The following is a 12,064-nucleotide window of genomic DNA, read 5'->3' on the forward strand; positions in this document are numbered from 1 at the left end:
TGGTAGTTCAGTTGGTTAGAATACCGGCCTGTCACGCCGGGGGTCGCGGGTTCGAGTCCCGTCCACTCCGCCACTTAATATCGACAACCTCGCTTATGCGAGGTTTTGTCAAATCTAGAATATGAAAATTCTATAGGGGTGTAGCTCCAATTGGCAGAGCAGCGGATTCCAAATCCGCGTGTTGGGAGTTCGAATCTCTCCACCCCTGCCACATATCAGGCTCTGACTTAGGTCAGAGCCTTTTTTGTATCTGGTTTCTTCTCATTATTACAGCTTATTTCGACTCTTATCCCGTAAGTATGGCTTTCTGCTGTACTTTGGCAGCATTTAATCTACTGAACGAACGAAACTACTGTTAGCTGTAATGATCAGTGGCCCGAAATTTTAATAATAAAGGGGAATCACTATTTATATTTAGTTACACTCAACCGTTCTGGATTAATGAGTAACTATGTATGGATATATCTCGTCGCCGCTTTCTTCAATCATCCTTAGCAATCTCCGCACTTACCGTTCTACCCGCATGTTCTCTATCTCGGAGTACTAATAAGGGGCAAAATATATACGATATCACTGCAGAGCCTTCTACTGCAGAATTGGTCCCAGGGTTTAACACAGACGTACTCGCGTTTAATGGTTCGATTCCAGCACCTACGATTCGCTGTCGCCAAGGTGAGAAAGTTATTATCCGATTCACCAACAAGCTTTCAGAGCCAACTACAATTCACTGGCATGGTCTGAGAATCCCTATTGAAATGGATGGTGTACCTTTCTTAAGCCATCCGCCTATCATGCCGGGTGAAACATTCGTTTATGAATTTACACCGCCAGATGCAGGCACGTTTTGGTATCACCCCCACATGAATAGCGTTAAGCAACTTGGTATGGGCTTAGTTGGGCTAATTATCGTTGAAGAGGCTGAGCCTGTTCTATTTGATGAAGAACAGGAAATAGTTCTAAAGCATTGGCATTTAGACAAACAAGGTCAGTGGAAGAACCTTATGGTACCGCGCTTGAGCGCTCGTATGGGGACTCCCGGAGAGTGGAGTAGCGTCAATGGTGTGCATGAACCTGTTTATACGCTGAAGCAGAATGCTACCACGCGATTAAGAATTGCTAATGTCGATAACACCATTACTTACCCGATCGCTATAGAAGGGGCAGAGGCTTGGGTTATTGCTATAGATGGTAATCCTGTTAAAACGCCTTATAAGCTCACTCAGCACAAAATTGGTCCAGGAATGAGGTTAGATATCGGATTGATTGCTCCGAAGGTTGGAGAACGTGTTTATGTGCGTCAAATGAAAGGACGCTTCCCATTCCCTTTGTGCGAGTTTGACGTTGTTGAGTCTGACCTGCCGAACAACCAGAAACTGCCTTTATTACCTCTCAACCCTGTGCCAGCTCTCGATTTGAAAAATGCAGAGCAAATCGATTATGTGTTTGAGTGGGAGGGCGCGATCACTCCTGCTGATAAATCGGGCAAAGCGATACCTAAATTCTGGCTGATGAACAAACGGGCTTGGGAGGGAATGAGCAAAGATAATATTCCAGCGCCCCTTTCAACATTGGAGATGGGAAAAACCTATATCTTCAACCTAAAGAACGTCACCCAATATCATCATCCTATTCACCTTCATGGACACACATTTACGGTTCTTGAGTTAGATGGAAAAAAACTCGACGAACCGTTTCATACCGATACGGTCTTGCTTGGAAAAAACGGCAGTGCGAAAGCGGCATTTGTTGCAGATAACCCTGGACGTTGGATGTACCATTGTCATGTAATTGAACACATGAAGACGGGTTTGATGGGTTACATTGAAGTAAAGTGACTCCTGTAACTTTTAAAATCTTGATAAGTTTTAAGCGCTATACTTTGCTGAATTCTAAGATTGTATAATCACTATTGCCGTAAATTTGATTACAATGTCGCCATTAACTTTTCTGGGGGAATTATGGGACAACTATCCGTTTTGGGTTTTATTGCATTGGGTGGTGCATTTGGTGCATGTTCTCGTTACTTAATTTCTGAACTTTGTGTCATTTTATTGGGGCGTGGTTTTCCATATGGTACGTTAACCGTTAACGTTGTTGGCTCATTTATGATGGGCTTATTGATAGCAGCTTTCGATAATGAACTTTTGGCAACGGAACCTTGGCGACAAGTGATTGGCTTGGGTTTTTTAGGGGCACTAACGACGTTTTCCACCTTCTCGATGGATAATGTGTTGCTTATGCAGCAGGGCGCTTTCTTTAAGATGGGGTTGAACGTATTGTTGAATGTAGTGTTAAGTATTTCAGCTGCGTGGATAGGCTTTCAATTATTGATGCGCAGCTAGCAAAGTAGTTAAAAATTGAACAGGTCGGCTTGGTTTCACCAAGCCGTTTTTATATACTGACATCACTTGTCGGAGTGCCATAAGGCTGAGACCGTTAATTCGGGATCCGTTGAACCTGATCAGATTAGAATCTGCGAAGGGAACAAGAGAAGATATTCACACCGGAGCTCTTTCTGGTTGATCTATCAAAAGTCGAATGTTGTTACAGGCAAATATCGTAAGCTTTAACTAGCCTTAATTTGACTCCTCTTGTCGCATCTATCCGCCAAGCATTTTTATCCAATTACTTTTTATCTAGTATAACAAAGCAAGGAAAAATGCTATGTCGAGTCGCAAACAAGCGAGACTGGAAGCAAAACAGTTCATTGATACACTCTCGGTACAACCGTACCCCAATTCAAGCAAAGTCTACGTAGAAGGCTCACGTCCAGATATTCGTGTGCCAATGCGTGAAATATCACTCGCTGATAGCCTTATTGGAGGCACAAAAGAAGCGCCTATTTTCGAACCTAATGAGCCAGTACGCGTTTACGATACGTCGGGTGTATACACAGATCCAGAGCACACCATAGACCTCTATAACGGCTTACCTAAGCTGAGAGAAGGGTGGATTGAAGAGCGCGCCGATACTGAGCTACTTGATGAAGTAAGCTCGGTGTACACCAAAGAACGCTTAGAAGACGAAACACTAGACGATCTTCGTTACGGTAATCTACCACGTATTCGACGTGCCAAAGATGGCCATTGTGTGACTCAATTGCACTATGCTCGCAAAGGTATTATTACCCCAGAAATGGAATATATCGCGCTGCGTGAAAACATGGGGCGTGCCAAGTATCGCGATGAAGTGCTGAATCAACAGCATCCGGGTCAAAGCTTCGGAGCGAACCTACCAAAAGATATTACCGCCGAATTCGTGCGTAAAGAAGTCGCCGAAGGTCGCGCTATTATCCCTTCAAATATTAACCACCCAGAATCCGAACCAATGATCATTGGACGTAACTTTTTGGTCAAAGTGAACGCCAACATCGGTAACTCATCGGTCACTTCTTCGATTGAGGAAGAAGTAGAAAAGTTAGTATGGGCAACGCGTTGGGGTGGAGATACCGTAATGGATCTTTCTACTGGACGTAACATCCACGAAACTCGCGAGTGGATTCTACGTAACAGTCCGGTTCCGATCGGTACCGTGCCAATGTACCAAGCGCTTGAGAAAGTGAATGGTGTTGCTGAAAACCTTAACTGGGAAGTGATGCGCGATACCCTGATTGAGCAAGCAGAGCAGGGCGTTGACTACTTTACTATCCATGCCGGTTTACTACTTCGTTATGTGCCAATGACTGCAAAACGCGTTACTGGTATCGTCTCTCGTGGTGGTTCTATCATCGCGAAATGGTGTTTAGCGCATCACCAAGAAAGCTTCTTATATACCCACTTCCGAGAGATCTGTGAAATCTGTGCTAAGTATGATGTGGCACTTTCTCTCGGTGATGGTCTGCGTCCTGGCTCGGTGGCCGATGCTAACGACGAAGCGCAATTTGCAGAGCTTCGTACCCTTGGTGAGTTAACCAAGATTGCGTGGGGATACGACGTACAAGTAATTATCGAAGGTCCTGGCCATGTTCCAATGCATATGATCAAAGAGAACATGGAAGAGCAGTTGGAGCACTGCCATGAAGCACCATTCTACACGCTTGGCCCACTGACGACAGACGTCGCTCCTGGTTACGACCATATTACTTCAGGCATCGGCGCTGCCATGATTGGTTGGTATGGCTGTGCGATGCTTTGCTACGTCACTCCTAAAGAGCATCTTGGCTTACCAAACAAAGAAGATGTGAAAGTAGGCATGATCACTTATAAGCTTGCTGCGCACGCCGCTGATTTAGCGAAAGGGCACCCAGGTGCTCAAGTTCGTGATAATGCGCTTTCTAAAGCTCGCTTCGAGTTCCGCTGGGAAGATCAATTCAACTTGTCACTCGACCCAGATACCGCGCGCGCTTTCCATGACGAAACCTTACCTCAAGAGTCCGGCAAAGTTGCTCACTTCTGTTCGATGTGCGGACCAAAGTTCTGCTCGATGAAGATTTCGCAAGAGGTACGAGAGTACGCGAAAGACACTGAGCAAGTTGCTGCGGACCAAGCTATCTCGATTAAAATGCTAGATGATCCTCTTGAAGGGATGCGTCAGAAATCGCAAGAATTTAGAGAGTCAGGTTCTGAGCTATACCACCCAGCAGCACATGCCGAGGTAAGTGACTAATGAGCAAAATCCTTATTCCGTCATCGTTGATTGAACTGACAGGTTTAGTTCAGCAATGTTTGTTGTTGGCGAAAGAACAGGGTTTTAGCATAGAAGACATTGAGTTGGGTGTGAGCCCAACTCAATCTATTCAGCTTGTTCGCGGCCAACAGACCACACATATAACGACTGATCTCATTGATGATTATGACTCTGAGCATGAGAGTTCATTTGTGCTCTATTACCGTTCTGCTTTGTCGGTAGAAGCGTGTGCTAAGCAACCGTCGAAAGCGATTTATATTGGTATTGCTGATACTCAGGTATCCGATGAAAAGGAGAAAGTGCTTCAGCTTGATATCTGGCGTCACCCAATTAACAACGAAGTGAGAGCGCTTTCCGTTAAGTCCAAATTCAACGCAATGTTCGATCCTGAACATCACCTTGCTTGGATAGTAACGCTGACAGTACTCGATTTTCCTATCGAAGATGCGTTAACACTTGCTCGAGGAATCCTAACTCAACAAGCGAATGTTTCACGTGAAACACTGTTGAATGACAACCTTGATGAGGGAAGATCTACTCAGTGGGCTGACCAATTTGATGATTTCCCCACACCTGTACTGGAGGATAACCGACTCGATATTCAAGTTGGTTGGTCTGCACAAGGTGAGAGCGTTAGCTTTCCAACTCTAACTAAGCAAAGTCTAGGGCTCTATCCAGTCGTTGATGATGTTGCTTGGATTGAGCGTCTACTGCCACTAGGCATCAACACTATTCAACTGCGAATAAAGAACCCACAACAAGCCGATTTAGAACAACAGATCATTCGAGCAATTGAGCTAGGTCGTCAGTATCAAGCACAAGTGTTCATAAATGACTACTGGCAGTTGGCAATCAAGCATGGCGCTTATGGCGTTCACCTGGGACAAGAAGACATAGAAGAATCGAATTTGGCTCAGCTAACTAAAGCCGGCATTCGTCTTGGTCTTTCTACTCATGGTTATTATGAGCTACTGCGCATCGTACAAATTCATCCTAGTTACATCGCGCTAGGGCATATTTTTCCAACCACCACTAAACAGATGCCATCGAAACCACAAGGTTTGGTGCGCTTGGCTCTGTATCAAAAGCTGATTGATAGCATTCCTTATACAAACACAGAGTCGGTTTTCCGTCCTGCAAAAGACAAAGCAGGTAGTGACTATGTGCTTGGCTTTCCGACGGTCGCGATTGGTGGCATTGACCAATCTAATGCAGACCAAGTTTGGCAAACAGGTGTTTCTAGTTTGGCAGTTGTGCGAGCTATTACGTTGGCAGAATCACCTCAGTCCGTCATCGAGTTCTTCGCACAACTGATGAATGAAAGACAGCTAACGTTTACTGATCAGAGTAGTAAATTAGCGCATACCAAGAGAGGCGAGCATGCTCACGGATAAGCAGTTCCTTCGCTATCAGCGCCAAGTCGCTCTGCCTGAAATTGCCGAAGTCGGGCAAGAGCGTTTGAGCAAATCGCATGTGCTGATCATCGGTTGTGGTGGGTTAGGGAGCGCAGCGAGTTTGTACTTGGCATCAGCGGGTATTGGTAAATTGGTTGTGGTCGATGACGATGAAGTTGATAGCAGTAACCTACAACGTCAGATCATTTATCGTGAACAAGACCTCCAAGTTGCGAAAACAAAAGCGACTGTGAAGCAACTGACTGACCTTAATTCTATGGTTCAAATTCGAGCCCTCAATAAGCGATTAGACAAAGCACAGCTTCAGCTTGAGGTGATGCTAGCGGATGTGGTGCTCGACTGCACCGATAACATGCCAACGCGTCAGCTCATTAACCAAGTTTGTTTCGAGCAAAATACGCCGCTCATCTCGGCGGCGGCAATTGGTTGGCAAGGGCAATTCGCTGTCTTTGATTACCAAACACCAAGTGAACAAGAAGCGCAGAGTAAAGCGTGTTACCGCTGTTTGTATCCGTTCGACGAATTACCGCAAACGCAAAAGTGCAGTGAGAGTGGTGTCGTCGGTCCGGTGGTGGGCACACTTGGCAACTACCAAGCGATAGCGGCAATTCAAAAACTGGCGACGGGAAAGTTTCATGTCGAGACTGCCAAGCTACACCTGTTTGATGGGTTGAAACTGCAATGGCAAACCATGGCGATAAGCAAAGACAAACAGTGCCAAGTGTGTGCTCAGATTTAGCTTACGGGTAATGGGCAGAATTAAGAGAGTTGGAAGTAATGACGTTATCAGAACAACAAACAACACAAATGACCGCTGCTGACTTAGATGTGATCACTATTGTCATCAATGACCAGTCACATCAAGTTGCCAGTGAGTCGAACCTACAGCAAATCATTAGTCAATTTGCGCTACCCGAAATGGGCTGTGTTTTTGCAATTAATAACAATGTTGTGCCGCGCAGTGAGTGGGCTAGCACAGTTCTTTCACAGGGAGATAGCATCTCTTTGTTTCAAGCGATCGCAGGGGGTTAAAGTCGATGCTTAAAATTGGTGATAAACAATTCGAATCAAGACTGTTCACGGGAACAGGGAAGTTTGCCAACAGTCGATTAATGGCAGAAGCGATTCAAGTATCGGGTTCTCAACTTGCGACCATGGCGTTGAAGCGTGTGGATGTGAACGACCAACAAGACGATATTTTGCTGCCGTTAGTACAAGCGGGCGTGAACTTATTGCCGAACACCTCAGGTGCAAAGAATGCTAAAGATGCTGTGTTTGCAGCACAATTGGCGAGAGAAGCGTTAGGTACAAACTGGCTAAAACTGGAAATTCACCCAGACCCGAAGTACTTGATGCCCGATCCAATTGAGACGCTTGCGGCCGCTGAACAACTGGTTCGTGAAGGCTTCATTGTCCTTCCTTACTGTCATGCTGATCCGGTTCTGTGTAAACGATTGGAAGAAGTGGGTTGTGCAGCGGTCATGCCATTAGGTGCGCCGATCGGTTCCAACAAAGGGATAGTTTCTCACGATTTCCTAGAGATCATCATCGACCAAGCTAATGTTCCAGTAGTTGTCGATGCGGGTATTGGTGCTCCTTCACATGCCGCGCGTGCAATGGAAATGGGAGCGGATGCCGTGCTCGTCAATACTGCGATTGCAGCTTCGAGCGATCCCGTTGCGATGGCGAAGGCATTTAAGTTGGCGGTAGAGTCGGGGCGTATGGCTTATGAAGCCGGACTTGCTGGTAAGGTTTCTCATGCGGTTGCGTCGAGTCCACTGACGTCATTCCTAGATGAGCTTTAGTCCTAGATTGGTTTAGCTATTAAGCGAGGAAAACATGAGCTTCGTTGAACAATTTAAGCAGCTGAATTGGGATGACATCTCGATGTCGATCTACGCGAAAACGGCACAAGATGTCGAGCGAGCATTGAATAAACCCAAGCGTGATTTGGAAGACTTTAAAGCGCTAATTTCACCAGCGGCTGAAGCGTACTTAGAGCAAATGGCGCAGCTGTCATACTCGGCAACTCGCAAGCGTTTTGGTAATACCATGTCGCTTTATATTCCATTGTACCTTTCTAACTTGTGCGCCAATGCTTGTACTTATTGTGGCTTCTCAATGGAGAATAGAATCAAGCGTCGTACCTTGAATAGGGACGAAGTGGCTGCAGAAGTTGAAGCTATTAAACGCATGAAGTTCGATAGCGTATTGCTGGTGACTGGTGAACACGAAACCAAAGTGGGCATGAAATACTTTCGCGAAATGGTGCCGACGATTAAGCAACGCTTTAATTATTTGGCGATGGAAGTGCAGCCACTGGATCAAGACGAATACGCTGAGCTCAAGACATTGGGTTTAGATGCTGTGATGGTCTATCAAGAAACGTATCATCCTTCGACTTACGCCGAGCACCATTTGCGTGGCAATAAGATGGATTTCGAATACCGATTGGATACACCCGATCGTCTTGCAAAGGCGGGCATCGATAAGATCGGTATTGGTGCTTTGATAGGATTGGAAGAGTGGCGTACCGATTGCTTTTATGTTGCAGCGCACTTGGACTATCTTGAGCGCACGTATTGGCAGACTCGTTACTCAATTTCTTTCCCACGTTTACGTCCTTGTGAGGGTGCGCTCCAACCAAAATCAGTCATGACGGATAAACAGCTTGTGCAGTTGATTTGCGCTTATCGCTTGTTGAATCCAGAAGTGGAGTTGTCATTATCGACTCGTGAATCACCGAAGTTCAGAGACAATGCATTACCGTTAGGCATCACCAGTATGTCTGCTGCATCGAAAACTCAGCCGGGTGGCTATGCGATGGATGATGTTGAACTCGAGCAGTTTGAGATCAGTGATGAGCGAAGCGCAGGTTCTGTGGAAGATATGATTCGAGCCAAAGGGTTTGACCCTGTATGGCGAGATTGGCACTCGGCGTATTCTGGTTAAGTAGCAAAGAAAGCCACTGGTCATCGTTATGTTTCACGTGAAACATAGGCAAAAAAAGAGGGTTGATGCAAAACATCAACCCTCTACTTTTTTCTAGCTTCTAGCTTCTAGCTTCTAGCTGTGTGCTACTGGTAGCGTTGCTTGACGAAGCCACTCTTTCACATCACCTTCAACAAGTGGGCTGATCTCATCCCATACCTTCTGATGGTAATCATTCAACCATGCAAGCTCTGGACGAGTTAGCATATCAACATTGATGTTGCGCTTGTCGATTGGACAGCGTGTTAGCGACTCAAATGACAGAACAGGGAAGTCACCGTTTGTTGCGGTTTCAACAACAAGCTCTAGGTTTTCAATACGAATACCAAACGCATCTGCACGGTAGTAGCCTGGCTCGTTGGATAGCACCATACCTTCTGTTAGAGGCACGTCGATTTGCTTCTTCGAAATGCTCGCCGGACCTTCATGAACACTTAGGAAGTGACCGACACCGTGACCAGTACCGTGATCGTAATCGTAGCCCTCCGCCCACAGGTGCTGACGAGCTAGCGTATCGATTTGGTAACCACGTGTGCCTTTCGGGAAACGTGCACGTGCAACACCGATGTGGCCTTTTAGCGCGAGAGTGAATTGTTTAATCATCTCTTGTGAAGGCTGACCGATCGCGATGGTACGCGTGATGTCTGTCGTGCCATCTAGGTACTGACCGCCTGAATCCACTAGGTAAAGTGTGTTCAGTTCTAGCTTGCCAGGTTCAGGTTGGTTCTCGTGATTATAGTGACACATCGCCGCGTTGCCACCTGCTGCCGAGATAGTATCGAAGCTAAGATCCATAAGTGTCGGGTCTTCGCTGCGGAACGCTTCCAGTTTGTCTGCCAGCGTTGCTTCATCATGCAGGTTACCCGCAACGACTTCAGCATCTAACCAAGAAAGGAACTTACTCATCGCTACGCCATCACGGATATGACATGCTTTCATGCCTGCGATTTCAACAGCGTTCTTTGCTGCTTTTGGCATTAGGCATGGATCAGCTTTACTCACCACAGATGCGCCAGCGTTTTGTAGAACCAGCTTAAACCACGCGTTACTTGTCGCAGGGTCAACCAGTACATTCTTGCCAGTTAGGTTTTCTAGTCGTGCTTGCAATGCTTCTGGGTGATGAACCGTCACGCCGGCACCAACATGAGCGTCAAACTCAGCAGGTAGGCGAGCAGGATCTAGGAAGTATTCCACGCTTGAGTCTGAGTGCAGAATCGCGTGAGAAAGCAGAACTGGTAGACGTGAGACATCTAGACCACGAACGTTGAGCAACCAACAGATAGAATCAAGTGCTGTGATCACTGCGCTGTCTGCACCGGCTTTTTTCACGAGCTCTGCGATTTCTTGGCGTTTGCTTTCACTTGACTGACCAACTGCTTCTGTTGCCATTAGGCGAACATCAGAAACCACAGGAGCAGGGCGGTCGTGCCACAGTTCATCAATTGGGTTGCTATCGAGAATCTTAAGCTCAAGGGCACCTGCAAGTTTTGCTTGTGCCATGTCTAGCCAAGCAGCGTTGTGCATGCGAGGGTCGATTGCCACAGACGCGCCATTTGCAAGATGGTCTTTAATCCAATCTAGTGCAGGCTCTTCAATCAAGTGACGGTATTCGAATAGATCAGCAGGAACCTGCTTTGTTACTTGTACTGTGTAGCGACCATCAACAAAGATAGCGGCTTTGTCTTTGGTGATTACCGCAGCACCAGCAGAACCGGTAAAGCCAGTTAGCCAATGTAAACGCTCGTTGTGCGCTGGTACGTATTCACCCAAGTACTCGTCTTCATGAGGGACAAGTAGGGCATCAATATTATGTTGTGCTAGCCATTCGCGAATTGCATTCACGCGGCTTTGGGTATCGTTGTGCATCTGTGTTATTCCTTCAAATTACCGCTCCTTCATGCTCAGGTGTGGGAGCTGTTTCCATCTGCTTCATGCAGTTTACGATTCCATTGAGGTTCGCAATCACTTCAATAGAGTCGGAGTACAACTAGGCCATAGATGAGCCAAAAAGGACTACGACAGTTAAGCTACTCATTTTAGCCGCTAAGCGCAAATTGAGTGCGGTGTTTTTATCTAAGGTGATCGGTTTTTTGTGTGATCATCGTACGTAGCCAGCCTAATGCAGGGTCGTTTTCTCTATCTCGGTGCCAGAATAAAGTGTAAGCCATAGGTGGGAATTCTAACGGTAGTGGCAGCACGACCAAATCAAGCTGTTTGGCCGCAAGTTGCACAAAATGACTTGGCGCAGTAAAGATAAAGTCGGTGTATGAACATAAACTTGCGGCACTGTTAAAGTCGGGCACGGTGACGGCAATATCGCGGTCGGCGCCAATATCTGCAAGGCGATAATCCAGCAACCAACGGTCGTTGCCATCACAACGTACTTGTACATGGCGTAGGGCGAGATAGGCTTCCAGATTCCAAGGTTGTTTTAGCGCAGGGTGGTTTTTGCGAATGATGCACATTTGGTAATCACGATAAATTTCCAACTCGCAAATGTCATCGGGTGGTTGAAGAGTCAGCTTGGCATCGTTTATATCGATATCTTTTCCAGTTAAGCCTAAATCCAGTTCGCCGCGTTGAAGCATTTTAAATGTATTATCCGACCACGGGTGTGTGCTGATTGTCACGCCAGGTGCTTGTTGAAAAATCGCCGGTAAGAAATGGGGTAGAATGAGAGGGTAGACACTCTCTACCGCTGCTATTTGAAAACGGTATTCGCTGCTTTGCGGAGAAAACTCTTCGGGTTGAGTCAGCACTTCTAACTGATTTATCAACAGATCCAGTTTCGGTTTAAGAAACAATGCGCGCGGCGTAGGTGTTAATCCATGTGAGTTTCGAGTGAAAAGCGGGTCATCAAATTGAATGCGCAGTTTAGCCAGTGATTTACTTACGGCGGATTGGCTTAAGCACAATCGGTGGGCCGCACGAGTAACGTTTAACTCTTCAATCAGCACTTTAAAGCAGACCAATAGATTTAAATCGATACGAGCCAGTTTTTCGACGTTCACAGTGAATTTCCTCTGAGGAAT

General features: G+C 46.3%; 10 protein-coding genes, 1 tRNA gene and 1 riboswitch. Of the genes, 9 read left to right on the top strand and 2 right to left on the bottom strand.

Going from position 1 to position 12,064, the window contains the following annotated elements; all coding sequences use genetic code 11:
* The first annotated feature begins 134 nt into the window (after positions 1-134).
* From R8O11_RS21670 to thiH, 9 genes are all read left to right on the top strand, one after another.
* A tRNA-Trp gene (locus R8O11_RS21670) sits at positions 135-211 on the top strand.
* A gap of 244 nt (positions 212-455) precedes the next feature.
* Positions 456-1,835, top strand: a complete 1,380-nt coding sequence (locus tag R8O11_RS21675; protein ID WP_318194424.1) for a multicopper oxidase family protein — start codon at positions 456-458, stop codon at positions 1,833-1,835.
* 123 nt (positions 1,836-1,958) lie between these two features.
* Positions 1,959-2,342 (top strand): fluoride efflux transporter CrcB, encoded by a 384-nt coding sequence (gene crcB, locus R8O11_RS21680; protein WP_005378811.1) that lies wholly within the window; start codon positions 1,959-1,961, stop codon positions 2,340-2,342.
* Between the two features lie 60 nt (positions 2,343-2,402).
* A riboswitch (TPP riboswitch) is annotated at positions 2,403-2,501 on the top strand.
* Between the two features lie 163 nt (positions 2,502-2,664).
* Positions 2,665-4,605, top strand: coding sequence for a phosphomethylpyrimidine synthase ThiC (gene thiC, locus R8O11_RS21685; protein WP_318194425.1), 1,941 nt, complete (start codon positions 2,665-2,667; stop codon positions 4,603-4,605).
* Positions 4,605-6,020 (top strand): thiamine phosphate synthase, encoded by a 1,416-nt coding sequence (locus R8O11_RS21690; RefSeq protein WP_213875009.1) that lies wholly within the window; start codon positions 4,605-4,607, stop codon positions 6,018-6,020. The genes thiC and R8O11_RS21690 overlap by 1 nt, the downstream gene beginning before the upstream one ends.
* The gene (locus tag R8O11_RS21695; RefSeq protein ID WP_213875008.1) at positions 6,007-6,780 is read left to right on the top strand and encodes a HesA/MoeB/ThiF family protein; all 774 of its coding nucleotides are present in this window, start codon (positions 6,007-6,009) and stop codon (positions 6,778-6,780) included. The genes R8O11_RS21690 and R8O11_RS21695 overlap by 14 nt, the downstream gene beginning before the upstream one ends.
* A 38-nt stretch (positions 6,781-6,818) precedes the next feature.
* Entirely contained in the window at positions 6,819-7,073 is a 255-nt protein-coding gene (gene thiS / locus R8O11_RS21700; protein ID WP_005378804.1) for a sulfur carrier protein ThiS, read from the top strand.
* 5 nt (positions 7,074-7,078) lie between these two features.
* Positions 7,079-7,846 carry a thiazole synthase gene (locus R8O11_RS21705; protein WP_005397059.1) on the top strand — a complete coding sequence of 256 codons (768 nt, stop codon included), beginning with the start codon at positions 7,079-7,081 and terminating at the stop codon, positions 7,844-7,846.
* A gap of 34 nt (positions 7,847-7,880) precedes the next feature.
* Positions 7,881-8,993 carry a 2-iminoacetate synthase ThiH gene (thiH, locus tag R8O11_RS21710; protein ID WP_009705196.1) on the top strand — a complete coding sequence of 371 codons (1,113 nt, stop codon included), beginning with the start codon at positions 7,881-7,883 and terminating at the stop codon, positions 8,991-8,993.
* A gap of 114 nt (positions 8,994-9,107) precedes the next feature.
* Here thiH and R8O11_RS21715 read toward each other — a convergent pair whose 3' ends face one another.
* Both R8O11_RS21715 and R8O11_RS21720 read right to left on the bottom strand, forming a co-directional pair.
* Entirely contained in the window at positions 9,108-10,898 is a 1,791-nt protein-coding gene (locus R8O11_RS21715; RefSeq protein ID WP_318194426.1) for an aminopeptidase P family protein, read from the bottom strand.
* A gap of 203 nt (positions 10,899-11,101) precedes the next feature.
* A complete protein-coding gene (locus tag R8O11_RS21720; RefSeq protein ID WP_005378791.1) occupies positions 11,102-12,043 on the bottom strand; it encodes a LysR family transcriptional regulator in 942 nt (313 codons plus the stop codon).
* Between the last annotated feature and the right edge of the window lie 21 nt (positions 12,044-12,064).

It is taken from the genome of Vibrio sp. 1288, from assembly GCF_033344475.1.

Bases quoted from the DNA above. Each gene is read 5' to 3' on its own strand.
- thiH (WP_009705196.1), top strand. From the start codon at position 7,881: ATGAGCTTCGTTGAACAATTTAAGCAGCTGAATTGGGATGACATCTCG.
- thiS (WP_005378804.1), top strand. From the start codon at position 6,819: ATGACGTTATCAGAACAACAAACAACACAAATGACCGCTGCTGACTTA.
- R8O11_RS21715 (WP_318194426.1), bottom strand. From the start codon at position 10,898: ATGCACAACGATACCCAAAGCCGCGTGAATGCAATTCGCGAATGGCTA.
- thiC (WP_318194425.1), top strand. From the start codon at position 2,665: ATGTCGAGTCGCAAACAAGCGAGACTGGAAGCAAAACAGTTCATTGAT.
- R8O11_RS21695 (WP_213875008.1), top strand. From the start codon at position 6,007: ATGCTCACGGATAAGCAGTTCCTTCGCTATCAGCGCCAAGTCGCTCTG.
- crcB (WP_005378811.1), top strand. From the start codon at position 1,959: ATGGGACAACTATCCGTTTTGGGTTTTATTGCATTGGGTGGTGCATTT.
- R8O11_RS21705 (WP_005397059.1), top strand. From the start codon at position 7,079: ATGCTTAAAATTGGTGATAAACAATTCGAATCAAGACTGTTCACGGGA.
- R8O11_RS21675 (WP_318194424.1), top strand. From the start codon at position 456: ATGGATATATCTCGTCGCCGCTTTCTTCAATCATCCTTAGCAATCTCC.
- R8O11_RS21690 (WP_213875009.1), top strand. From the start codon at position 4,605: ATGAGCAAAATCCTTATTCCGTCATCGTTGATTGAACTGACAGGTTTA.